The following is a 25,081-nucleotide window of genomic DNA, read 5'->3' on the forward strand; positions in this document are numbered from 1 at the left end:
TTGCAAGAAAAGCGGAAGGCATTGCCATGAGCGTCGAAGAACGGCTGCGGGATGTGAAGGCACGGATCGGGAAGGCGGAACGCCTGTCGAAGCGACCTGTGGGGTCGGTGGCGCTCGTGGCGGTGTCGAAGACGTTTGATGGGGAAGACATCCGCCCGGTGATCGCTGCCGGGCAGCGGGTGTTCGGCGAAAACCGCGTGCAGGAAAGTCAGGGCAAGTGGCCGGAACTGAAGGCCGAGACGCCGGATGTCGAGCTGCATCTGATCGGGCCGCTGCAATCCAACAAGGCGGCCGATGCCGTGGCGCTGTTCGATGTGATCGAGACGGTGGATCGGGAGAAGATCGCCCGCGCATTGGCCGACGAGATCAAGAGACAAGGCAAGGCGCCGAAGCTTTATGTGCAGGTCAATACCGGGCTGGAGCCGCAGAAGGCCGGCATCGAGCCGAAGCAGACCGTCGCGTTTGTGGAGCTTTGCCGCAGGGAGCTCGGGCTTTCGATCGAGGGGCTGATGTGCATTCCGCCGGCCGAGGAAAATCCGGGGCCGCATTTTGCCTTGCTTGCCAAGCTCGCCAAGGAATGCGGCGTCGAAAAGCTCTCCATGGGCATGTCCGGGGATTTCGAGACGGCAGTGGAATTCGGCGCGACCAGCGTCCGCGTCGGCTCGGCCATCTTCGGTTCGCGCTGAAAACAGGCTTTTGCCAAGCGCCTAGCGCTTTCGTCGGGCTTCCCGGCACCTCCCGAGCACCCTAGATTGGTCATTCCGGGCTGTGCTCATGTGACGGGAGGTGCAGATGCAAAGCCGCTATTTCGACGTGTATGAAGGCTGGCAAAAGGATCCGGAAGGATTCTGGAAAAACGCCTCTGACGCCATCCACTGGTTCAAGGAACCGGAGAAGGTCTTCAACGGTGACCAGGGCGTCTATGGGCGCTGGTTTACCGATGGTGAGACCAATACCTGTTACAACTGTCTCGACCGGCACGTGGCGGCCGGACGGGGCGGGCAGCGCGCCTTCATCCACGACAGCGCGATGACGGGAAAACAGCAGACTTTCACCTATGCCGAGGTTCTCGATGAGGTGAAGGCGATCGCTGCGGTTCTGCTTGACCTCGGCATCGGCAAGGGCGACCGCGTCGTCATCTACATGCCGATGGTGCCGGAAGCGATTTTTTCCATGCTGGCCTGTGCGCGGCTCGGGGCGGTACATTCGGTCGTGTTCGGCGGGTTTGCGGCGCTGGAGCTGGCGGCACGGCTGAACGATTCGGAAGCGAAACTGGTGATCGGTGCGAGCTGCGGCCTGGAACCGGGCCGGGTGGTTGCCTACAAGCCCCTGATCGACCAGGCGATCGAGCTTGCCCGCGTGAAACCCGAGCATTGCCTCATCCTGCAGCGCGAGCAGCTCCAGGCGGAGCTGCGCCCGGAGCGGGGGGAGCTGGATTTCGCCATAACCATCGAAAAGGCGCGGGGCAGGGATGTGCCATGCGTGCCGGTCAAGGCAACCGATCCCCTCTACATCCTCTACACGTCCGGGACGACCGGGCAGCCGAAGGGCGTCGTGCGCGACAATGGCGGGCACATGGTGGCGCTGCATTGGAGCATGGAGAACATTTTCGGCGTGAAGCCGGGTGAAGTGTTCTGGACGGCGTCCGATATCGGCTGGGTCGTCGGCCATTCCTATATCGTTTATGCGCCGCTGCTGACCGGCAATACCAGCGTGATCTTCGAGGGCAAGCCGGTCGGCACGCCGGATGCAGGCACGTTCTGGCGTGTCGTTAGCGATCACGACGTGAAGGTGCTGTTCACCGCGCCGACGGCTTTTCGCGCTATCCGGCGCGACGATCCGGATGGCGAACTGGTTGGAAAATACGACCTGACGGGCATGCGTGCGCTGTTCCTCGCCGGCGAGCGGGCCGATTCGGAAACGCTGAAATGGGCAGAGCAGAAGCTGAAGATCCCCGTCATCGACCACTGGTGGCAGACGGAGACGGGCTGGCCGGTAGCGGCCAACACAGTCGGGCTCGGGCTGATGCCGGTCAAGCACGGTTCGCCGACGCGTCCGATGCCCGGTTATGCGCTCGAGGTGCTGGACGATGCCGGGCATCCGGTGCCGCGCGGCACGCTCGGCAATATCGTCATCAAGCTGCCGCTGCCGCCCGGCTGCTTAGTCAGCTTCTGGAATGCGGACCAGCGGTTTCGCGAGGCGTGTCTCGAGGAATTCCCGGGTTACTACAAGACCGCGGATGCCGGGATGATGGATGAGGACGGCTACATCTTCGTGATGGCGCGCACCGACGACATCATCAACTGCGCCGGCCACCGGCTTTCGACCGGGGCGATGGAGGAAGTCTGCGCCAAACATCCCGACGTTGCCGAATGCGCGGTGATCGGCGTCCATGATGCGACCAAGGGGCAGATCCCCTGCGGCTTCCTGGTGCTGAAGAACCATGTTTCACGGGAAACCTCCGATATCGCCCGGGAGGTCGCCGCGCTGGTGCGCAACGAGATCGGCCCGGTCGCGGCGTTCAAGACGGTGATGGTGGTTCACAAGCTGCCCAAGACCCGGTCCGGCAAGATCCTGCGCGGCACCATGCAGAAGATCGCCGACGACATGCCGTGGAAAATGCCGGCGACCATCGAGGATGCGACGGTGCTGGACGAAATCACTGTGATCCTGAAGGCGAACGGTTATGCCCGCGAGGGCAGTGGCCTGAAACAGAGCGCCTGAACGAAAAAAGCCCCGGATCGTCTCCGGGGCTTTTTCATGCAATCGAAATGGTTCGATCAGAAGCGGTCTTCTTCCTCGTCGTCGTCGCGACGGGTGGACTTGAGCGACGAGAGCTTGGCGAAAACGGCGTCTGCGTCGATCTCCTTTTCCTTCTCTTCCTCGCGCTCGTTGCGATAGCTGAAGCCGAGGTTTTCGGTTTCGGCCGCCGGCTGCAGGGAAGCGCCGAGTTCGGCTGCGGTCGGCAGCGGACGGCCCTTGGAAGCGCGTTCGACTTCGAGGTCGAGATCGATCTGGCTGCAGAGGCCGAGCGTGACCGGGTCCATCGGCGTCAGGTTGGTCGAGTTCCAGTGGGTGCGCTCGCGGATCTGCTCGATCGTCGACTTGGTGGTGCCGACGAGGCGGGAGATCTGGGCGTCCTTCAGTTCCGGATGGTTGCGGACCAGCCAGAGAATGGCGTTCGGGCGATCCTGGCGCTTGGAGACCGGCGTGTAGCGCGGGCCGCGGCGCTTCGATTCGGGCACGCGAACCTTCGGCTCGGAAAGCTTCAGCTTGTAGTTGACGTCCTTTTCGCCGCGCTCGATTTCATCGCGCGAAAGCTGGCCGGTGGCGATCGGGTCCAGGCCCTTGATGCCCTGTGCCGCTTCGCCATCCGCAATCGCCTTCACCTCGAGCGGGTGCAGCTTGCAGAAATTGGCGATCTGATCAAAGGAAAGTGCGGTATTGTCGACCAGCCATACAGCGGTCGCCTTCGGCATGAGCAATTGTTGAGCCATGGGTATAGGTCCTCTGTCCGTCCGCGCCGGTGTCGCGGGCCGTGGGTATCAACCACAATTTCCGGGAATTTACCGCCCTATAATCGAATTGGGACGGAATTGCAAATCTTTGAAGCGAGATCGTTGCCCCGAGATGAACCGTTTGTCTAATTGCCGCCCTTGCCTCACCTGTTATGAATGCGGCACATATCGCTGACGGCTCGATGCGTCGTCATGCGTGCCAATTCAGGGAGGTGTTCATGTCCGAAAAAGTCTACCCGGTCCTCAAGTCTGCCAAAGCAAAAGCGCTCATCGACAAGGACAAATACGAAAAGTGGTACGAGGAGAGCGTTGAGGATCCGGACAAGTTCTGGGGCAAGCACGGCAAGCGCATCGACTGGTTCAAGCCCTATACCAAGGTCAAGAATACCTCCTTCAAGGGCAAGGTCTCGATCAAGTGGTTCGAGGACGGCCTGACCAACGTTTCCTACAATTGCATCGACCGCCACCTGAAGACGCATGGGGAGCGCACGGCGCTGATCTGGGAGGGCGACAATCCCTATATCGACAAGAAGATCACCTATAACCAGCTTTACGATCAGGTCTGCCGGCTAGCCAACGTGCTGAAGAAACACGGCGTCAAGAAAGGCGACCGCGTCACAATCTACATGCCGATGATCCCGGAAGCGGCCTATGCGATGCTCGCCTGCGCCCGTATCGGCGCAGTGCATTCGGTCGTGTTCGGCGGGTTCTCGCCGGAAGCGCTGGCCGGCCGCATCATCGACTGCCAGTCCACCTTCGTGATCACCTGCGACGAGGGCGTGCGCGGCGGCAAGCCGGTGCCGCTCAAGGACAATACTGACACGGCGATCCATATCGCTGCCCGCCAGCACGTGATCGTCAACAAGGTCGTGGTGGTGCGCCGCACCGGCGGCAAGACCGGCTGGGCGCCAGGGCGTGACGTCTGGTACCACCAGGAAATCGCCACCGTGAAGGGACATTGCGAGCCGGTGAAGATGAAGGCGGAGGATCCGCTGTTCATCCTTTACACGTCGGGTTCGACCGGCAAGCCGAAGGGCGTGCTGCACACGACCGGCGGTTATCTCGTGTTCGCGGCGATGACCCACGAATATACGTTCGACTACCATGACGGCGACATCTACTGGTGTACGGCGGATGTGGGCTGGGTCACCGGCCATTCCTACATCGTCTACGGGCCGCTGGCGAACTGCGCCACCTCGCTGATGTTCGAAGGCGTGCCGAACTTCCCGGACCAGGGCCGCTTCTGGGAAATCATCGACAAGCACAAGGTCAACATCTTCTACACCGCACCGACGGCGATCCGCTCGCTGATGGGCGCCGGCGACGAATTCGTGAAGCGCTCCTCGCGCGAAAGCCTGCGCCTGCTTGGCACGGTCGGCGAGCCGATCAATCCGGAAGCCTGGGAATGGTATTACAACGTGGTCGGCGACAAGCGCTGCCCGGTGGTCGATACCTGGTGGCAGACGGAAACCGGCGGCCACATGATCACGCCGCTGCCGGGCGCTACCGACCTCAAACCCGGTTCGGCGACCAAGCCGTTCTTTGGCGTGAAGCCCGAACTGGTCGATAACGAAGGCAAGGTGCTGGAAGGGGCAGCCGACGGCAATCTCTGCATCACCGACGCCTGGCCGGGCATGATGCGCACGCTCTATGGCGACCATGAGCGTTTCATCCAGGCCTATTTCTCCACCTACAAGGGCAAATATTTCACCGGTGACGGCTGCCGGCGCGACGAGGACGGTTATTACTGGATCACCGGCCGCGTCGACGACGTGCTGAACGTCTCCGGCCACCGGCTCGGCACGGCGGAAGTGGAATCAGCGCTGGTCTCGCACAATCTCGTGTCGGAGGCCGCCGTCGTCGGTTATCCGCACAATATCAAGGGCCAGGGCATCTATTGCTACGTGACGCTGATGGCGGGCCACGAGGGCAATGATGCGCTGCGCCAGGAACTGGTGAAGCACGTCCGCCAGGAAATCGGCCCGATCGCCGCCCCGGACAAGATCCAGTTCGCACCCGGCCTGCCGAAGACCCGGTCGGGCAAGATCATGCGCCGCATCCTGCGCAAGATCGCCGAGGACGACTTTGGCTCGCTGGGGGATATCTCGACGCTCGCCGATCCCGGCGTGGTGGACGACCTGATCGCCAACCGGCAGAACAAGGCGGGTTGACCAATCAAGGGCCGCTCGGGAAACCGGGCGGCCTTTTCAGTTGGTGTCGCAGACCTGCTGCGGCTTGCGTCCGCCGTCATAGGTCTGCACGAGGCCGGCGAGCAGCAGATCGCTGCCGGCGCTGCGGCCATCGGAGAGCACAACGTCCGCGACAATGCGGCCGAAATATTTGTCGCCGGAAATATGGGTGAGCTGAATTTTGCGTGATTGGGCGGTCAGCGCTTCGAGTGCGCGTTGGGCGTCGAGTCCCGCCTCACGAAGTCGCTCGCATTTCGATTTCAGCTCCGGCGCATCGATGCCCCGAATACGCACATAAACTTCCATCTTCTGCTGCGGCCAGGGCTGCGCCTCGACCAGCAGCGTATCGCCGTCGATGACCCGCAGGATTTCTGCCGTCACCGGCCCGGAGATCTCGTCACGCGCTGCAGCTTCGGTGGTGAACACCGCGACGACGCCAGTGAGAATCACAAGTGCTTTGATCATGGAAAGGAATAAATTCCGATCCACTGGCGAAGTCAATAGGAATATTTACTTAGAAGTCAATCGCTCGGCCGTTGATCTCCCAGTCGCCGAAGCGGGCGGGGTCGGCGCCGCCGCGGCCGCCGAATTCTTCGGGCATTTCGGCCTTGGCTGCCGCCTGGCGGCGTTCCTCGGCTTCCTTCAGGGCGCGCTCGGCGGCCGGGGAAAGGGACTTCCTGGGGGCGGCTTCTTCCGGTGCGATTTCCGAATTGTCGTTATCTGCGTTCTGCATCTTGGGCTTTGCCGGGTCGATTATTGAAAATTCTGGTTGAATTGACCACATCATAGAGCGTTCGCCCCCGCGGGAAAACCCTCTAGCGGCCCTGAGGCGATATCGGCAACGGGAGAGATGACGATGAATGTAATGCGCACCGCCATGCTTCTGGCCTTCATGACGGCCCTCTTCATGGGGATCGGTTTTCTGATTGGTGGCACGGGCGGCATGATGATCGCGCTGGTGATCGCTGCCGGCATGAACCTGTTTTCCTACTGGAACTCCGACAAGATGGTGCTGTCGGCCTATCACGCCCAGGAGGTCGATGCGCGCAGCGCCCCGGAATTCTACAACATGATCCGCGATCTTTCGGCCAATGCCGGCCTGCCGATGCCGAAGGTCTATGTCTACGACAATCCGCAGCCGAACGCCTTTGCGACCGGGCGCAATCCGCAGAACGCAGCCGTTGCTGCGTCCACCGGGCTGATGCAGCGCCTGACCCATGAGGAAGTGGCGGGCGTGATGGCGCATGAACTAGCGCATATCCAGAACCGCGACACGCTGACTATGACGATTACAGCGACGCTTGCCGGCGCGATCTCGATGCTCGGCAATTTCGCCTTTTTCTTCGGTGGCAATCGCGAGAACAACAATCCGCTCGGTTTTGTCGGCGTGCTGGTGGCGATGATCGTCGCGCCGTTTGCGGCGATGCTGGTGCAGATGGCGATCAGCCGGACGCGCGAATATTCGGCCGACCGGCGCGGCGCCGAGATCTGCGGCAATCCTTTGTGGCTCGCCTCGGCACTCGGCAAGATCGCCGGTGCGGCGCATCAGATCCCGAACTACGAGGCCGAACGCAACCCGGCGACGGCGCATATGTTCATCATCAACCCCCTGTCGGGCGAGCGCATGGACAACCTGTTCTCGACCCACCCCGACACCGGCAACCGGATCGCCGCGCTGCAGCAGATGGCCGGCCAGTTCCCTGGTTCTCGGGGTGGTGCCTCGACGGCCGGGTTCCGGGCTGATAGACCGCAGCGCACCGCGCGCTCCGTCCCGAATACCGGTTGGGGCCGCGGCTCGGATGAACCGCGCAAAGGTCCCTGGTCTTGAACGAAGCCAAGAAGAACAAGAAGCCACACAAGCCAACGGGCAAGCCAGCCGAACAGCGCAGGAAACCGGCTCACTCGGAGCGGGAAAGCGGCCCCTTCAAGGCGGGCCTCGAAGTTCGTGTCACCGCCGCCAAGCTTCTGGCGGCCGTCGTCGATCGCAAGATCTCGCTCGACGGCATGCTCGACCTCGTGCATGGCAATCCGGCCTATCGGGCGCTCAATGACGCCGACCGCGCGCTGACACGCGCCATTCTCAACACCGCGCTCCGTCATCTGCCGCGCATCGAGGCGGCGATCACTTCGCTGATCGATACGCCGCTGCCGGAAGGTGCGCGCGCGCTCCACCATGTGCTGGTGATCGCCGCGGCGCAGATCCTGCATCTCGACGTGCCGCCGCATGCCGCCGTCGATCTCGCGGTCGAACAGGCCAATCGCGATCCGCGCAACCGCCGTTTCGCCAAGCTGGTGAATGCGGTTTTGCGTCGCCTGGACCGGGAAAAGGACGAGATCCTTGCCGCGACCGCCAGTATTTCCCCGGTTCCGGCCTGGTTCCGCAAGCGTTTGGTCGCCCTTTACGGCGAGGCGGAAGCGGATCGTATCGCCGAGGCCCAGCTGGTTCCCGCCGCTATCGACCTGACCGTCAAATCCGACCCCGCCGCCTGGGCGGAAAAAATCGGGGGCACGGTTTTGCCCACTGGCAGCATACGCCTCGCGGCCTTCGATGGTGCGGTTTCCGCGCTCCAAGGGTTCGATGAGGGCGCCTGGTGGGTGCAGGATGTCGCGGCCAGCATCCCGGCAAAGCTGTTCGGCGATCTCAAAGGCAAGAAAGTCGCCGATCTCTGCGCTGCACCCGGCGGCAAGACGGCGCAGCTGATTGCGGCCGGTGCCGAGGTGATCGCTGTCGAGCAATCTGCGAACCGGCTGGCGCGGCTCAAGGAAAACCTTGGACGTCTCGGTTACGAGGCGGAGTTTGTCGGTGGCGACCTTTTCGACTTCAAGCCGACGGAGCCGCTGGACGGCGTGCTGCTCGACGCGCCCTGCTCCTCGACTGGTACCACGCGCCGGCATCCGGACGTGCTGTGGACCAAGGGTCCGGAGGATGTGGCCAAGCTCGCGGCGCTTCAGGAAAAAATGCTGCGGCACGCCGTCACGCTGGTGAAACCGGGCGGCATTATCGTTTTCTCCAATTGTTCGCTTGATTCGCTGGAGGGTGAGGAACTGGTTGTGCGGGTGCTCAAGGACCATCCGGAATTGGAACGCCTGCCCGTCAATCCTGAAGACTGGCCGGGGCTGGAGGGAGCGATCTCGCCACTCGGCGAATTCCGCACAACGCCGGCCATGCTGCCCGCCAATGAAAATTTTGTCGGCGGCATGGATGGATTCTTCGCGAGCGTGCTCCAAGTCCGGTAAGGCTTTCTTCACCATACGGACTGATACTTTCGAACAAGCTAATAGTTGATTCCCGCCGGCGGGGCGGAGGCTGATTCCTGCGGAGTATTCCACATTGAAGATGCGGCTCGCGGATCGCCGAAGGCTTCTGTCCTTCGGCTTGCGGGAAATCTGGCGACGCCTTTGCCGGCGGTCCGCCGGATTCCGCCTGGCCATAACCTCGTTTTCCCTGCAGGTGCCGGACCGGCTGATCGTCGCGCCGACGGATCTGCGGGCGCTCGACCCGTTCGTGGCGGAGGAGATCCTCGAAGGCCGCTTTCCGCTTGCCGGGCGGATTCTCGAAACTTATGGCCAGTCGCCGTTCTCCGTCGAGCTGCCGTCGCGGGCGGCGGCAGAGCGGCTGCATTCGTTTGCCTGGCTCCGCCATATCCGTACCAACAAGACGGAAGCCGCCTGTGCCAGCGCCCGGCAGGTGGTGGCCGACTGGATCGCGCTTTATGGCCGAAGCCCGAAAGGCATTGCCTGGGAAGCGCATGTGGCGGCGGAAAGGGTGATCGCCTGGCTTTCCCATTCGACGGTGGTGCTGCAGGGCGCCGAGGCCGGCTTCTACCGTCGCTTCATGAAAAGCCTCGCCTATCAGGTCCGGTATCTGAGGAAGATAGCCGGCTGCACGCCGGAGGGCGATACACGGCTGAGGCTCAGGATCGCGCTCGCCATGGCCTCGATCTCGATGCCGACGCGGGCTGCCTATATCCGCCGCGAGGGCGGCCGGCTTGATCGGGAACTCGAACGCCAGATTCTCGCCGACGGCGGTCACGTGTCGCGCAATCCGCGGGCGGTGCTCGACCTGCTGATCGATCTCCTGCCGCTGCGCCAGACCTATATCAACCTCGGCCACGACCTGCCGCAAAAACTCATTCCGACGATCGACCGCATGTATCCGGCGCTGCGTTTCTTCCGGCACCAGGACGGTGATCTCGCGCTGTTCAACGGCGCCAGTTCGACGCCCGCGAGCGAGCTGATGTCGGTGCTGCGTTATGACGAGACGGCCGGCAAGCCGTTCAAGGCGCTGCCGCACATGCACTATCATCGCCTCTCGGCGGATGGGACGACGTTGATCGTCGATACCGGCCGTCCGCTCTCTCCGGGGCTTTCCCGCGGTGCGCATGCGGGCTGTCTTTCCTTCGAGATGTCGGCCGGCCGGCACCGTTTCATCGTCAATTGCGGCTCACCCAAATATGCCGGGCGGAACTATCGGCACATGGCCCGCTCGACGCCCGCCCATTCGACGGTGACGCTCAACGAAACCTCGTCCAGCCGCATCATCCGGTCCCGGTTTGCCGGCTCGATGCTGCTTGGTGGCGTCGCGGATGTGGAGGTCGAGCGCTGGGACGACATGCACGGCAATGACTGGCTGCGGGCGAGCCACGACGGTTACCTCCACCAGTTCGGCTATTTCCACGAGCGCGAGATCGGCCTCAATGTGAAGGGCAACAAGATCAAGGGCCACGACCGGCTCTATCTGCCGGAGGGCGAGGCGCCGGATAACGAGCCTTTCCTGGCGGTGGCGCGCTTCCACATTCATCCGGTCATCACGCTGTCGCGGCGGGACGAGGAAAGTGTGGCCATGCGCGCGCCGGACGGCGAGACCTGGATCTTTGCGGCACCGGGGCTGCAGGTGATGATCGACGAGGACATCTTCTTTGCCGATGTTTCCGGCGTGCGGCCGAGCCAGCAGCTGGTCATCGAGTTTTCACCGCCGGAGACTTCGGAAATACGCTGGATGCTGAGACGCAGCGAATAGGGCGTTTCTTCTTCTGCCAAGCTGTGCTAACGGGCGGCCATCTTACTCTTGCGCCCGGCCCCGCGGCGCGTTTCCAGGAGAGACCGATGGCCGTCGTTTCCAAGAAAATCCCCGCTCCCGACCGCATCAAGGTCCGCACCGCACTGCTCTCGGTCTCCGACAAGACCGGCATCATCGAGCTTGCCCAGGCGCTCACCGATCAGGGCGTGAAGCTGCTGTCGACGGGCGGCACGCACAAGGCGATCGCCGCCGCGGGCCTTGCCGTCACCGACGTCTCGGACGTCACCGGCTTCCCGGAAATCATGGACGGCCGGGTGAAGACGCTGCATCCGACGGTGCACGGCGGCCTGCTGGCGATCCGCGACGATGCGGAACACGTTGCCGCGATGAAGGAACACGGCATCGAGGGTATCGATCTTGCCGTCATCAACCTCTATCCGTTCGAGGAAGTGCGCGCCGCCGGTGGCGACTATCCGACGACGGTCGAGAATATCGATATCGGCGGCCCGGCCATGATCCGCGCATCCGCCAAGAACCATGCTTATGTGACCACCGTCACCGATCCTTCCGATTATCCTGCGCTGATCGAGGCGCTGCGTTCCAATGACGGCCAGACGGTCTATGCCTTCCGCCAGAAGCTGGCTGCCAAGGCCTATGCCCGCACGGCGGCTTACGACACGGCAATCTCCAACTGGTTCGCAGAGGCGCTCGACATCGAGATCCCGCGCTACCGGACGATCGGCGGCGTGCTGAAGGAAGAGATGCGCTACGGCGAGAACCCGCACCAGAGCGCCGGCTTCTACGTCACCGGCGAAAACCGCCCGGGCGTGGCGACCGCAAAACTGCTGCAGGGCAAGCAGCTTTCCTACAACAATATCAACGATACCGACGGAGCCTTCGAGCTGATCGCGGAGTTCTCGCCGGAAAAGGCGCCGGCCTGCGCGATCATCAAGCACGCCAACCCTTGCGGCGTGGCGACTGCTCCGAGCCTGAAGGAAGCCTATCTCAAGGCGCTCGCCTGCGATTCCACCTCGGCCTTCGGTGGCATTATCGCTGTCAATCAGCTTCTCGACGCGGAGACGGCCGAAGAGATCGTCAAGCTGTTCACGGAAGTGATTATCGCGCCGGAAGTTTCCGACGAGGCCCAGGCGATCATTGCCGCCAAGAAGAACCTCCGCCTGCTGGTGACCGGTGGCCTGCCGGATCCCCGTTCGCGCGGATTGACGGCGAAGACCGTTTCCGGCGGCCTGCTGGTCCAGACCCGCGACAACGGCATGGTCGAAGATATCGACCTGCGCGTCGTCACCAAGCGCGCGCCGACACCGACCGAACTCGAGGACATGAAGTTCGCCTTCAAGGTTGCCAAGCACGTGAAGTCGAATGCGGTCGTCTACGCCAAGGACGGGCAGACGGCCGGCATCGGCGCTGGCCAGATGAGCCGTATCGATTCCGCCCGCATCGCCGGCATCAAGGCGGAAGAAGCGGCCAAGGCGATGGGCTGGGCCGAGCCGATGACAAAGGGTTCCGCGGTTGCCTCTGAAGCCTTCTTCCCGTTTGCGGACGGGCTGCTTTCGGCAATCGCCGCCGGCGCCACGGCGGTCATTCAGCCGGGCGGCTCGATGCGCGACGACGAGGTGATTGCGGCGGCGGATGAGCATGGAGTGGCCATGGTGTTCACCGGAATGCGGCATTTCCGGCACTGAGAGCCGGATGTCATGCTCCTGAGGGGCGTGGCGTGGATCCTCGGGTCAAGCCCGAGGATGACGGCGGTGAGGGTGTTTCAAGGCTGCTCCAAGAGACGTTTGATGAACCGCTAGGTTTGCTTTCACCAGGCAATCCAACGCACTCCGGCATCCTCGGGCTTGACCCGAGGATCCACCTCCCAGCCGAATAGCCATCTGTCTCTACTTCCTGTTCGCCGGATAAGGCGTCGCAAGCAGCAGCACCAAACCTGCCACGAGGAAGACCAGTAGCGTCGCCATCCCCAGTCGGGCGGAGCCGCTGGCATAGGTCATGAGCGAGAAGAACAGGGTGGCGAGGAAGCTCGTCGCGCGGCCGGATAGCGCGTAGATGCCGAAATATCGGCCGGTCTCTGAGAGGCTGACGCTGCGGGCGAGATAGGATCTGGATGAAGCCTGGACCGGCCCGAAGGCGATGCCGATCAATAATCCGAACAGGATATAGGCTTTTTCGGCCGCGGTGCCGAACAGGCCTCCGCCATCCTCTGCCGAAAGAGGCAGAAGGCCGAAAAAGACGAAGCCCGGTCCGGTGGAAATGATGCCCAGCGTCGCCACCAGCAGCAGGACGAGGCTGATGATCACGACCACCTTCGAGCCGAGCAGCCGGTCGAGCCAGCCGGCGACGATGCAGCCGAAGATCGCCACGACATTCAGGATGATGCCGTAGATGCCGATCTCGATCGTCGCCCAGCCGAACATGCCGGCCGCGAACGTGCCGCCGAGGATCAGCAGGCCGTTGACGCCATCCTGGTAAAGCATGCGGGCGACCAGGAATTTCGCGATGCCTGTACGCTGCCTCAGGTCCCGCAGCGTGCCACCGAGCTCCCTTATGCCGGAGCGGACGGCGTTGGCGAGCGGCAGGCCTTTCTTCGCATCCGGCGTGAAGAAGAACATCGGCAGGATGAAGAGGAAATACCAGATGGCCGAGATCGGCCCGGTGATGCGGGCGTCTTCACCAAGATGCGGATCGAGGCCGAAGAGCGGCGAAATGCCGATCAGCGTCACACCGGTTTCCGGATTGGCGGCGAGCAGTGCCACCACGGCGATCAGCACGATCATGCCGCCGAGATAACCCAGCCCCCAGGCGACGTTGGAAATCCGGCCGACATCCTGCTTGGAGACCAGCCGCGGCATCATGGAATCGTTGAACACGGTCGAGAATTCCGCGGCGATCGACGCGAAGATCATGAAGATCATCGGCCAGATGATCGGCGAACCGGGCGCGGCAAACCAGAGAGCCGAGACGCAGGCGATCTTGATCGCCGCGAAGAAGGCGATCCAGGGTTTTCGCGGGCCGGCCTGGTCGGCGATCGAGCCGAGGACCGGGGAGAAGACGGCGATGACCAGCGACGAGACCGTCGCCATGTTGCTCCAGGCCGCCTGCGCGGAGACGGGGTCCTCGGTCAGACGGGAGACGAAATAGGGGCCGAAGATGAAGGTGGTGACGACGGTAAAAAACGGCTGAGCGGCCCAATCGAAGAACATCCAGCCCCAGATGCCGCGCCGGCTCGTTTTCACCGGCGCATCGTCCACATCAGTAAAGGCCATTTTTCCCCCGGGGCAACCAGTTCGGTCCGTTGTTCTACATCGCCCGTCCATGCGCAAGATCGCTGAGGAGGCCGGCCGCGACGGTGATCTTCGGAAGCGTCAGGTCGCCGCTTTCGCTGAGCGCCACCAGTTCGGTGCCGATGCGGTTGACACGCATCCGGTCGTCGCCGACCCAGGCTTCCAGCGGCTTCTTCTCCTTCGGATAGGCAGTGAGCGCGGCGATGACGATGTCGCGGCGCGCGGCGGCGAGCTGCTGCAGGCTGCGGGAAAGCGCCAGGCTCTCATAGTGTTCCGAGGTGCTGATGCGGTCGCCCGCCCCGATCAGCCGGTTGACCCGGAAGGTTTCGGTAACAGTGAAATAGCTCTCGGTGGCGCGGGCCATGGTTTCGCCGGTGCGGTCGGCAATCAGCATGATCTCGGGTACCAGGACCAGGGTGGAAAGCAGCAGGATTTCCCGGGCAAGCGATGCCGGTATGCCCTGCGCTTCGAGTTCCGCGGCGCGTGCAGCGGTTTCCACGAAATCTCCGCCTGCGAGCGACGAGCGCAGGCCCTTGATCGCTGCCTTCAGCCGGCTCATGGCGCCGTCCATGTCGCCTGCGCCGACCTGCGTCTGCAGGATGAGGCGGGTTGCTTCCGCAAAGGTTTCGGTGGTCCGGGCATAAAGATCGTTCTGCAGCTGGCCGGGGATTTGTCCGTCCAGCGCATCGATCTCGGCCCAGAGCTTGGGAAGTTCGAAGCCGTCGCGGGCGAGGAAGGCGGCCTTGACGACATTCGCCGCCGTGGCGCCGGTCATGTCGCTCATCTGCTGTACAAAACCGGGGCCGCCACGGTTGATCGCCTCGTTGGCGAGCGCGGTGGCGACGATTTCGCGGTGCAGGCGATGCGACTGGATGTCCGCAGCATAAGCCTTCTGCATCTTGCCCGGGAAATAAGCCTTCAGGACGGCCGAGAAATACGGATCGTCCGGCAGGCCGCTTTCGATCAGGGCATCGAACAGAACGATCTTCGAATAGGAGACAAGCACGCCGATTTCCGGCCGAGTCAGCGGCCTGCCGGACGAATAACGCTCGGCGAGTTCCGCATCGTCGGGCAGGGTTTCGACCTTGCGGTTGAGCTGCCCTTGCGCTTCCAGCACGGACATCAGCCGCGAAAGCTCCTCGCGATTGCCGGCGCCTTTGCGTTCGGTCAGCGAGATCGATAGCGGCTGCAGGTAGTTGTTGCGCAGCACGAGCTGGCCGACTTCCTCGGTCATCGAGGCGAGAAGCTGGTTGCGCTTGTCGCGGGTCAGGCGGCCGTCCTGCATGGCGGGATTGAGGGCGATCTTGATATTGACCTCGACGTCGGAGGAATTGACGCCGGCCGAATTGTCGATCGCATCGGAATTGCAGCGCCCGCCATTCAGCGAATAGGCGATGCGGCCCTTCTGGGTCATGCCGAGATTGGCACCTTCGCCGATGACGCTGGCGCGCACTTCGGCCGCCGTGATGCGGATCGGATCATTGGCGCGGTCGCCGACTTCCGTATCGGTTTCGGAGGCGGCCTTGATATAGGTGCCGATGCCGCCGAACCAGAGAAGATCGACGGGGCTCTTCAGGATCGCGGTCATGATCTCGAAGGGTGTTGCGGTCGTCTTGTCGATACCGATCGCGGCCGCTGCCTGCCTGGTGAGCTTTACCGATTTTTCCGAGCGGGAAATGATCATCGCGCCTTCGGAAAGGGTGGACTTGTCATAGTCCTGCCAGCTCGATCGCGGCAGGGCGAACATACGTTCGCGCTCCTTGAAGGACTTTTCGATATCCGGATCGGGATCGATGACGATATCGCGATGGTCGAAGGCGGCGATGAGGCGGATCTTGCGCGACAGAAGCATGCCGTTGCCGAAGACGTCGCCGGACATGTCACCGACGCCGGCGACCGTGAACGGCGTCGTCTGGATGTCGATGTCCTTCTCGCGGAAATGCCGCTTCACGGCCTCCCAGGCGCCACGGGCGGTGATGCCCATCTTCTTGTGGTCGTAACCGGCGGAACCGCCCGAGGCGAAGGCGTCGTCCAGCCAGAAGCCGGCTTCCTGCGCCAGGCCGTTGGCGGTGTCGGAGAAGGTTGCGGTGCCCTTGTCGGCGGCAACCACGAAATAGGGGTCGTCGCCATCGAGGCGGATCGTATCCGGCGGCCCGACGATGTCGGCGCCGACGATATTGTCGGTGATCGACAGAAGCGTGCGGATGAAGGTCTTGTAGGCCTCCTTGCCGGCATTGAAGAACGCATCGCGCGAACTCGCCGGGGGCAGCATTTTCGGGAAGAAGCCGCCCTTGGCGCCGACCGGCACGATGACGGCGTTCTTGACCTGCTGGGCCTTCACCAGGCCGAGGATTTCGGTGCGGTAGTCCTCGCCGCGGTCCGACCAGCGCAGGCCGCCGCGGGCGACCTTGCCGAAGCGCAGGTGCACGCCTTCGACCTCGGTGCCGTAGACATAGATCTCGCGGAAGGGGCGGGGCTCCGGCAGGCCGTCGAGCAGCTTCGGATCGAGCTTGAAGGCGAACATCCGGTGCGGCGCGCCATTTTCGTCACGCTGGAAATAGTTGGTCCGGAGCGTCGCATCGACCGCATTGACGAAGCGGCGAAGCGTGCGGTCTTCGTCGAGATTGGGGACGTTGCCGAGCGCTCCCTCGATCTCGGCGTGATGGTCGGTGAGCTTTTTGACGCGGGCCTTCTCAGTGATCTTCGGATCGAAACCGTCGCGGAAAAGGCGGAAGATGGCGGCGGAGATGGCCGGGTATTTCACCAGCGTATCGGCGATATAGGCCTGCGAATACACGATGCCGGTCTGGCGCAGGTAACGGGAATAGGCGCGCAGCACAGTGACTTCGCGGGCCGACAGGCCGGCCAGCAGAACGAGCCGGTTGAAGGCGTCGTTGTCGATCAGGCCTTCGAAGGCGGAGAGGAAGGCCTCTTCGAGCAGCAGTCCCTCGCGGGCAAGGTCGACCTCGCGTCCGTCGCCGAGTTGCAGTTCCATGTCGTGGAGGACGATGAGCTTGCGGTCGTTTTCCGGGCCGACCTGGATTTCGAACGTCTGCTCGCTAACGGCATGGAAGCCGAGGTTTTCGAGAAGCGGCACGCGGCGCGAGAGCGACAGATGCCGGTCCCGGTGGAAGATCTTCAGCGACACCGTGCCGGCGGGATCGCCGGGGCGGCGATAGAAGGCGATGCGGATCGTTTCGCCGGCGGCGCAAGCGGCGATGTCCGGCAGGTCGGCGAAGGTTTCCTCGGGCGAGAACGCTTCCTGGAAGGCCTGGGTGACGGAGAGCCGCGGCCCCTCCTCCGCAAGCGCTGCGAAGCGGTCCTCCCAGGGGGTGGCGATGAGGCGGATCGCTTCCTCGAGCTTGGCTTGTGCGATTCGCGGCGTCTTGCCGCCGCGGCGGCCGATGATCATATGGACGCGGGCGACGCCGCCTTCCGGAAAAGCCGGGTAATAGGCGGAGACGTGGCCGTCATAAACCTTGGTCAGGTAGTCGCCGACCTTCTCGCGGACCAGGGAATTATAGTCCTCGCGGGGTACGTAGACGATTACCGAAACGAAACGGTCGAAATGGTCGATGCGCGGCAGGACCCGGACGCGCGGACGCTCGCTCAGTTCCATGATCTGCTCGCAGAAGCGGGCCAGCAGCTCCGTATCGATCTGGAAAAGGTCGTCGCGCGGATAGGATTCGAGCGTGTTTTCCAGCATGCGGCCGGAATGGCTGTCGGGGTCGAAGCCGAACTGCTCTTCCACCCGGCCGGTCTTGGCGCGCAGGAGAGGGATGTCGCGGACGGAATGGGTATAGGCGGTTGCGGTGAAAAGGCCGACGACGCGCAGCTCGCCGACCACCTCGCCCTTTTCGTCGAAGCGCTTGACGCCGACATAATCCATATAGGCGCGGCGGTGGACGACCGACTTCACGTTGGCCTTGGTGACGATCAGGAAATCGGGGCCGTCGAGGAATTCGAGAATTTCCGGCGTGGTCGTCACGGCGTCCTTGCCCTGGCGCAGCACCAGCACGTCCGGATCGGAGAGGATGCCGAGACCGCGGCCCTTGCCGCGTTCGACCTTGGCTTCCGCGCCCTTGCCGGAATAGACGTATTCGCGCATGCCGAGGAAGGTGAAGTTGTCGTCGCGCAGCCAGGCCAGGAAAGCGAGTGCCTCCTCGCGGTCCGTCTTCTTGCGGCTGGTCGAGTTGTTGAGCTGCTTTGCCGCGCCATCGAGGACTTCCAGCATGGAGCCCCAGTCGGTGATCGACAGATGCACCTGGTCGAGGATGTAGCGGATGCGCTCGACGAGCGAAGCGGCCTGTTCCTCGTTGAGCGGCGAAAGATGGATCTGGATGAGGCTCACATGATGGGCCGGATCCCCGGGCTGTTCGTTGGAGCGCAGCACCGGTTCCTTACCCGGCTGCACGACCAGGATCGGGTGGACCGCCATGGTGAGGTCGCGGTGAGTGGCGGTTACTTCGCCCATGACCGAGTCGAACAGGAAGGGCATGTTGCGGTCGACGACGGTCAGTACCGAGACCGCAATACCGTCCGGCTCGACACCGGCGACCGGTTCGACCGTGATGTCGGCCCGAACCCGGGGCCAGGCCATCAGCCGCGCGGCTGCATGGTTGGCGGAAAGCGCCAGCATTTCCGGGGTGTAGCTTTCGAGGTCGTCAGTGCTGGCCCGGCCGAACAGGATGAGCGGGTCGAGATGCGGCCCCTTGCTCGCAGCAACGATCTTGCGCGCGCTTTCAATCTGCTTTTCCCGTTTCGGATTTTGCCTGACGGCCATGTCCCTCTCCCCTTTTTCCGTGCCCGGACGGAATAAATTAGCTTTGTGTCATCACGCGGCAACGTGGCTGATCCATGTCAAGCGACAGTACACGTTTCATTCTTCCGTGAAGCCTTGTTGACATGCGCTGGCGAAGAAACGATCAACAGGGCCATCGTAGCCGGAAACCGATCTCATGCAGGATACCAGCAGTGCCGTCCTCGTCATCTCCAGCCATGTCGTGCGCGGCTCGGTCGGCAATCGCGCCGCCGTCTTCGCGCTCGAGACGCTTGGATTTCCCGTCTGGGCAATGCCGACCGTCGTTCTCCCCTGGCATCCCGGTCATGGGCCTTCCACCCGGTTGACCTTTCCCGAATCAGATTTTGACAAGGCTATAGACGATCTTATTCGCGCGCCATGGCTGGGAGAAGTGAAGGCGGTGCTGACCGGATATTTCGGCAATGCCGCCCAGCCGCGGTCGGTGGCGCGGCTCATCCGGGCGTTGAAGGAGAAAAATCCGGATCTTCTCTATGTCTGCGATCCGGTCATGGGCGATCTCGGCGGGCTCTATATCCCGCAGCCGACGGCGGAAGCGATCCGTGACGAACTCATTTCGCTTGCGACGATCGCCACCCCGAACCGCTACGAGCTCGCCTGGCTTTCCGGTGCGCCGCTTGAAACCAACAACGATATCATGGATGCCGCAATCGCGCTCGGGCCGCCGCGCATCCTGGTGACCTCGGCCGTGCCGATGATGGCGGGCGGCACCGGCAATCTCTATCTCACCGGCAAACATGCGCTGCTTGCCGAACACCGGCTGATCGACAATCCGCCCAACGGGCTCGGCGATCTTTTGGGAGCCCTGTTCCTTGGGCGCATCCTGGCCGGCATGGACGAGGAAAAGGCGTTGCAGCTGGCAACCGCCAGCGTTTTCGAGATCCTGGCGCGCACCGCAAAGCGCGGCGGCGACGAGCTGACGCTGGAGACGGACGCGTCGAGCCTCTCCACACCCATGGCGATGGTTCAGATGCGCCGGCTCGTGCACCCCTTGCAGCGGACCAAGCGTTGAGGGCATAGCAATTTCGCATATGCACAATGGCCGTTGATCTTCGGCCGGAGCCACTATAATCGTTGCTCCATGACGGATTTTCCTGACAGACTTCTGGCGGGCTACCGCAACTTCATGAGCGGTCGCTATAGTGACGAACGCGAGCGCTACCGTGTATTGGCGGACAAGGGGCAGAAACCCCATACGCTGCTGATCGCATGCTGCGACTCCCGTGCCGCGCCGGAGACAATTTTCGACTGCGGGCCCGGAGAAATGTTCGTGGTGCGCAACGTCGCCAACATGGTGCCGCGCTACGAGCCGGACGGGCAGTTCCACGGCACGTCGGCGGCGATCGAATATGCCGTTCAGGTGCTTGAGATCGACAATATCGTGGTGATGGGCCATGGCCGCTGCGGCGGCATTCAGGCGGCGCTCGACCCTTCCATGAAGCCGCTGTCGCCGGGGGATTTCATCGGCAAGTGGATGGGGCTGGTCAGGCCCGCCGCCGAGCAGATCCAGAACAACGACTTGATGACCCAGGCCGAACGCCAGACGGCGCTGGAGCGGGTCTCGATCCGCAATTCGATCGCCAATCTGCAGACCTTTCCCTTTGTTCGCAAACACGACGAAGAGGGGAAACTCGGCATTCACGGTGCCTGGTTCGACATTTCGACCGGCGAGCTCTGGATCATGGACAGCAAGGGCGATTTCGTCCGGCCTAACCTGGATGAACCGCCGATCGAGGCCGAGCAGATCCCGGCCTGATTTCAAGACAAACGCGGCTTATTGGCCGTCGATCTGGGCGCCCATATAGGCGATCGCCTGCTGGTAGACGGTTGCTGCGTTCCAGCCCTGGATGGCAACGAAGTTCGGCTGGCCCGGCTGGTAGCCGGCACCCGGCCTCCAGCCGTGTCCTTTCAGGAAATTGGCGGTCGAGGCAAGCGCATCGGCGCGCGAACGGACCATGTCGATATGACCGTCACCGTCGCCGTCGGCGCCATAGCGGACGACGTTCAGCGGCAGGAACTGGGTCTGGCCGATCTCGCCATGCGCAGCGCCGCGGGCCGTGACGCTCAGATCGCCGCGGCCGACGAGCTGAAGGGCAGCATAGAGCTGCTCCGTGAAATAGGCGGAACGGCGGCAGTCGTAAGCAAGCGTCGCGACGGCGGAAAGCGTATGCTGATCGCCCATGAAGGCGCCGAAACCGGTTTCCATGCCCCAGATGGCGATGATCGGGCCGGCCGGCACGCCGAAGCGGCGTTCGATCTGCGCAAACAGCGAGGCATTGCCGGATTTCATGCCCTTGCCGCGGGAGATGATGGCAGCCCCGCCGCGTTTCTTCATGAACTCGTCGAAGGAAAGCTTGAAGCTTTTCTGGCCGCGATCGGCGCTGATGGTCGGGCGGTTGTAGGAGACGCTCGAGAAAGCCTTTTCGACAACGGAAGGGTTGACGCCATTCGCAGGTGCAACCCGTTTGAACTCGTCGACCCAGCGGGCGAAGCCGGATGAATCGTTGCCGCATTGGGGTGCGGCAAGCGCCGGACCAGCGGTCATGAAACCGGTTGCGATCAATCCTGCCAGCAAAATCTTCTTCATGCGGTCCAACCCGTCCCCAGAGCCGGATCGCTTAAGCCAGAAGCGTCCGGATAATGTGTTTTGTTTCGGCCTTATGGCGGCGGTCGCAGACAATCGCAACTCACCCGTTCATGAATAGTTCGTGATGTAGGTGATTCGAAAGAAAACCCCGCCATTTCTGGTGGGGTTTCTATCGGAACATGCTTAATAAATTTATTATTTATCAGGCAGCAACCTTGCGCGGCTTGATCAGGCCGCGGTTGACGAGCAACTCGGCGATCTGGATGGCGTTGAGTGCCGCGCCCTTGCGCAGGTTGTCGGAAACGACCCAGATATTGAGGCCGTTTTCCACCGTTGCATCCTCGCGGATACGGGAAATGTAGGTAGCATCCTCGCCGGCGCATTCGTAAGGCGTGATGTAGCCGCCGTTCTCATGCTTGTCGATGACGAGGCAGCCCGGAGCTTCGCGGAGAATGTCGCGGGCCTGGTCTGCAGTGATCTCGTTTTCGAACTCGATATTGACCGATTCCGAATGGCCGATGAAGACCGGAACGCGCACGGCAGTGCAGGTTACCTTGATCTTCGGGTCGAGCATCTTCTTTGTCTCGGCCAGGACCTTCCACTCTTCCTTCGTATATCCGTCTTCCATGAAGCTATCGATATGCGGGATGACGTTGAAGGCGATGCGCTTGGTGAACTTCTTGGATTCGACCGGGTCGGCGACGAAGACGGCGCGGGTCTGGGTGAAGAGCTCGTCCATGCCTTCCTTGCCGGCGCCGGAAACCGACTGGTAGGTCGAGACGACGACGCGCTTGATCTTGGCGAAGTCGTGGAGCGGCTTCAGCGCGACGACGAGTTGCGCGGTCGAGCAATTCGGGTTGGCGATGATGTTGCGCTTGGTGAAGCCGGAGATCGCATCGGGGTTCACTTCCGGGACGATCAGCGGAACGTCCTGATCGTAACGCCAGGCGGAAGAGTTGTCGATGACGACGCAGCCCTGGGCGCCGATCTTCGGGGACCACTTCTTGGAAACCTCGCCGCCAGCCGACATCAGGCAGATGTCGGTGTCGGAAAAATCGTAGTTTTCGAGGTTGGAAACCTTCAGCGTCCGGTCGCCGAACGAAACTTCGGTCCCCTGGCTACGGGCGGATGCCAGCGCCACGACCTCGTCGACCGGGAAGCCGCGCTCGGAAAGGATCGTCAGCATTTCCCTGCCGACATTGCCGGTTGCACCGGCGACTGCGATCTTGAAACCCATTTTGTGCTCTCTTTCTGTCTCTCCTCGATTTGGTGAGGGGGAAGCCGCGATCAATTCGCGGAATTCCTTGTCCCCGACCATCCGGGGAGAGAGCGGCGGCCAGAGACGTCAGACGGTTTTCGTCGTCGTTTTGGCCTTGGTTTTGGAGAAAGCGGCAAAACACGCCCGCTGCGCAGCCTGGATGGCCGGCAGTGCGGAGGCAGCGATATGGAATTCGCAGGCGCGCATGTGGGTGTCTTCCCGTTCGCGAAGCTGTTTAGAAGATTTTCGCAACGAGTCAAGCGATGGCTGAGCAGGTGCTGCACTGCATTGCTCTCATGTCGCGCCGCAGCATCCGCTGTGCACGGCAGGCGCGATGTTAGACGAAAGTCATAATCCCAAAGCATCGCTCTCCTTGAGCCTTGATTTCTGGCAATCTGCGACAATGCGTCGCCATATCCACGCCCCGGAGGAATGGGCTCGGAGGCGGCACGCGAGTTTCATCTTGAGGGAGGACGACAATGGCAGATGTCGCAATAGCGGTCGGTGCAAAAGCCGGACCGATGACGCGGGAAGAGAAGAAGGTTATCTTCGCTTCTTCGCTCGGCACCGTATTCGAATGGTACGATTTCTATCTTTATGGCTCACTCGCCACCTTTATCGGGGCAGCCTTCTTCAGCCAGTATCCGGAAACGACCCGGAACATCTTTGCCCTGTTGGCCTTTGCAGCAGGCTTCCTTGTCCGTCCTTTCGGCGCGCTGGTGTTCGGCCGTCTTGGTGACCTGGTTGGCCGCAAATACACCTTCCTCGTCACCATTCTGATCATGGGTCTTTCAACCTTCCTGGTCGGCATATTGCCTGGCGCAGCGTCCATCGGCATTGCCGCTCCGATCCTGCTGGTCGCGTTGCGCATGCTTCAGGGTCTGGCGCTCGGCGGCGAATACGGCGGTGCAGCGACCTACGTGGCGGAACATGCGCCGCATGGCCGGCGCGGTTTCTTCACCTCGTGGATTCAGACCACGGCCACACTCGGCCTCTTCCTGTCGCTGGTCGTTATTCTCGGCGTCCAGATGGCCATGGGTCGTGAAGCCTTCGCTGCCTGGGGATGGCGCGTTCCGTTCCTCCTCTCGGTCATCCTGCTCGGCGTTTCGGTCTGGATTCGTCTGAAGATGAACGAGTCGCCTGCCTTCAAGAAAATGAAGGAAGAAGGCAAGGGATCCAAGGCTCCGCTGACAGAGGCGTTCGGCCAGTGGCGGAACGCGAAGATCGCGCTTCTCGCTCTGTTCGGCGCGGTGGTCGGTCAGGCCGTCGTCTGGTATTCCGGCCAGTTCTACGCCCTGTTCTTCCTGCAGAACATTCTCAAGGTTGATGCGCAGTCCGCGAACCTGATGGTTGCTGCTTCGCTTCTTCTCGGCACTGGCTTCTTCGTCTTCTTCGGCTGGCTTTCCGACAAGATCGGTCGCAAGCCGATCATCATGGCCGGGCTGCTTCTGGCGATGGTGACCTACTTCCCGCTGTTCAAGGCCATGACCTGGGCAGGCAACCCTGCTCTGGCGCAAGCTCAGGAAACCGTGCGTGCAACGGTAGCGGCAGCTCCCGGCGACTGCAAATTCCAGTTCAACCCGACTGGTACGGCAAAGTTCACCACGTCCTGCGACATCGCGACTTCGTTCCTGACCCGCAACTCGGTCCCTTACGATGTCGTTGCAGGTCCGGCCGGTACGCCGGCCACGGTGAAGATCGGCAATTCGACGATCGCCAGCTATGATGCCATTGCATCCGGTGCTGACGCCAAGGCCAAGGATGCTTCCTTCCAGAAGCAGGTGAATGTCGCACTTCAGGCGAGTGGGTATCCCCTGGCCCGCGCTGCCTCCAAGGTGCCGGAAGCAAAGCTGGATGGCTTCATTGCAGCCAATCCGGAATTGAAGCTCGACGCCGCCGCCATTCGCGCCGGCACCAAGGCTTCGGTCTCTGGTCCCGACCTGGTTACGCAGAAGCTGCTGACCGCACAGGAAGCCACTGGCGTGACCGAGATGGCAGTCTATACCATCCCAAGCTCCGGCGCCTTCTCGATGGTGGCAGACCCGCAGGCGGTCAACTGGGTGACGATCATCGCCATCCTGACGGTTCTGGTGATCTATGTGACCATGGTCTATGGCCCGATCGCGGCACTTCTGGTCGAACTCTTCCCGACCCGCATCCGCTACACCGGCATGTCGCTGCCTTACCATATCGGCAACGGCTGGTTCGGCGGCCTTCTGCCGGCGACGGCCTTCGCGATGAGTGCCGCCAAGGGCGATATCTACTATGGTCTCTGGTATCCGATCGTATTTGCCGGCATCACGCTGGTGATCGGCTTGCTGTTCCTGCCGGAAACCAAGGACCGGGATATCCACGCCGAATAAGGGTGTCGGTCCCGGGAGTTTC

At 62.3% G+C, this 25,081-nt stretch carries 17 protein-coding genes; 10 read left to right on the top strand and 7 right to left on the bottom strand.

Translation table 11 applies throughout. The annotated features are described in order from the left end of the window. The first annotated feature begins 26 nt into the window (after positions 1 to 26). Positions 27 to 686 (top strand): YggS family pyridoxal phosphate-dependent enzyme, encoded by a 660-nt coding sequence (locus ABCW43_RS27395; RefSeq protein ID WP_345930428.1) that lies wholly within the window; start codon positions 27 to 29, stop codon positions 684 to 686. A 106-nt stretch (positions 687 to 792) separates the two neighbouring features. After that, the gene (locus tag ABCW43_RS27400; RefSeq protein WP_345930431.1) at positions 793 to 2,724 is read left to right on the top strand and encodes a propionyl-CoA synthetase; all 1,932 of its coding nucleotides are present in this window, start codon (positions 793 to 795) and stop codon (positions 2,722 to 2,724) included. Between the two features lie 56 nt (positions 2,725 to 2,780). Here the strand turns inward: ABCW43_RS27400 and ABCW43_RS27405 are convergent, their stop codons facing one another. After that, positions 2,781 to 3,497: a DUF1013 domain-containing protein gene (locus ABCW43_RS27405; RefSeq protein WP_345930433.1), complete on the bottom strand. Its 717-nt coding sequence runs from the start codon at positions 3,495 to 3,497 to the stop codon at positions 2,781 to 2,783. 239 nt (positions 3,498 to 3,736) lie between these two features. Here ABCW43_RS27405 and acs point away from each other — a divergent pair, with 239 nt between their 5' ends. Then, positions 3,737 to 5,689, top strand: a complete 1,953-nt coding sequence (acs, locus tag ABCW43_RS27410) for an acetate--CoA ligase (protein WP_345930435.1) — start codon at positions 3,737 to 3,739, stop codon at positions 5,687 to 5,689. Between the two features lie 36 nt (positions 5,690 to 5,725). Here acs and ABCW43_RS27415 read toward each other — a convergent pair whose 3' ends face one another. Further along, entirely contained in the window at positions 5,726 to 6,172 is a 447-nt protein-coding gene (locus ABCW43_RS27415; RefSeq protein WP_345930437.1) for a thermonuclease family protein, read from the bottom strand. 49 nt (positions 6,173 to 6,221) lie between these two features. After that, complete coding sequence (locus ABCW43_RS27420) at positions 6,222 to 6,440, bottom strand: DUF1674 domain-containing protein (RefSeq protein ID WP_345930439.1); 219 nt, start codon at positions 6,438 to 6,440, stop codon at positions 6,222 to 6,224. Positions 6,441 to 6,563: 123 nt separating this feature from the next. On the opposite strand from ABCW43_RS27420, the gene htpX reads away from it, so the two are divergent. The 4 genes from htpX to purH all read left to right on the top strand — a co-directional run bounded on the left by htpX (position 6,564) and on the right by purH (position 12,430). After that, positions 6,564 to 7,535 carry a zinc metalloprotease HtpX gene (gene htpX, locus ABCW43_RS27425; RefSeq protein WP_345930441.1) on the top strand — a complete coding sequence of 324 codons (972 nt, stop codon included), beginning with the start codon at positions 6,564 to 6,566 and terminating at the stop codon, positions 7,533 to 7,535. Beyond that, a complete protein-coding gene (locus ABCW43_RS27430) occupies positions 7,526 to 8,944 on the top strand; it encodes an RsmB/NOP family class I SAM-dependent RNA methyltransferase (protein WP_445739014.1) in 1,419 nt (472 codons plus the stop codon). Before htpX ends, ABCW43_RS27430 begins: the two co-directional genes overlap by 10 nt. A gap of 100 nt (positions 8,945 to 9,044) precedes the next feature. After that, on the top strand, positions 9,045 to 10,727 hold the full coding sequence (locus ABCW43_RS27435; RefSeq protein ID WP_345930606.1) for a heparinase II/III family protein: 1,683 nt from the start codon (positions 9,045 to 9,047) through the stop codon (positions 10,725 to 10,727). 86 nt (positions 10,728 to 10,813) lie between these two features. After that, the gene (gene purH, locus ABCW43_RS27440; protein WP_345930445.1) at positions 10,814 to 12,430 is read left to right on the top strand and encodes a bifunctional phosphoribosylaminoimidazolecarboxamide formyltransferase/IMP cyclohydrolase; all 1,617 of its coding nucleotides are present in this window, start codon (positions 10,814 to 10,816) and stop codon (positions 12,428 to 12,430) included. A gap of 201 nt (positions 12,431 to 12,631) precedes the next feature. On the opposite strand, the gene ABCW43_RS27445 is transcribed toward purH, so the two are convergent. Further along, the gene (locus ABCW43_RS27445; RefSeq protein ID WP_345930447.1) at positions 12,632 to 14,014 is read right to left on the bottom strand and encodes an MFS transporter; all 1,383 of its coding nucleotides are present in this window, start codon (positions 14,012 to 14,014) and stop codon (positions 12,632 to 12,634) included. Positions 14,015 to 14,048: 34 nt separating this feature from the next. Beyond that, positions 14,049 to 18,815, bottom strand: a complete 4,767-nt coding sequence (locus tag ABCW43_RS27450; protein WP_345930449.1) for an NAD-glutamate dehydrogenase — start codon at positions 18,813 to 18,815, stop codon at positions 14,049 to 14,051. A 175-nt stretch (positions 18,816 to 18,990) separates the two neighbouring features. Between ABCW43_RS27450 and pdxY the strand changes: the two genes are divergently transcribed. Both pdxY and ABCW43_RS27460 read left to right on the top strand, forming a co-directional pair. After that, entirely contained in the window at positions 18,991 to 19,863 is an 873-nt protein-coding gene (gene pdxY / locus ABCW43_RS27455) for a pyridoxal kinase PdxY (protein ID WP_345930451.1), read from the top strand. Positions 19,864 to 19,932: 69 nt separating this feature from the next. Beyond that, positions 19,933 to 20,607, top strand: coding sequence for a carbonic anhydrase (locus tag ABCW43_RS27460; protein ID WP_345930453.1), 675 nt, complete (start codon positions 19,933 to 19,935; stop codon positions 20,605 to 20,607). Positions 20,608 to 20,625: 18 nt separating this feature from the next. Here ABCW43_RS27460 and ABCW43_RS27465 read toward each other — a convergent pair whose 3' ends face one another. Beyond that, the gene (locus tag ABCW43_RS27465; protein WP_345930455.1) at positions 20,626 to 21,438 is read right to left on the bottom strand and encodes a lytic murein transglycosylase; all 813 of its coding nucleotides are present in this window, start codon (positions 21,436 to 21,438) and stop codon (positions 20,626 to 20,628) included. A gap of 202 nt (positions 21,439 to 21,640) precedes the next feature. Further along, the gene (locus ABCW43_RS27470) at positions 21,641 to 22,675 is read right to left on the bottom strand and encodes an aspartate-semialdehyde dehydrogenase (protein ID WP_210013483.1); all 1,035 of its coding nucleotides are present in this window, start codon (positions 22,673 to 22,675) and stop codon (positions 21,641 to 21,643) included. Positions 22,676 to 23,175: 500 nt separating this feature from the next. Here ABCW43_RS27470 and ABCW43_RS27475 point away from each other — a divergent pair, with 500 nt between their 5' ends. Then, positions 23,176 to 25,059: an MFS transporter gene (locus ABCW43_RS27475; protein ID WP_345930458.1), complete on the top strand. Its 1,884-nt coding sequence runs from the start codon at positions 23,176 to 23,178 to the stop codon at positions 25,057 to 25,059. Positions 25,060 to 25,081: the final 22 nt, after the last annotated feature.

The sequence above is a fragment of the Neorhizobium tunisiense genome (assembly GCF_039631515.1).
Lineage (GTDB): Bacteria > Pseudomonadota > Alphaproteobacteria > Rhizobiales > Rhizobiaceae > Neorhizobium.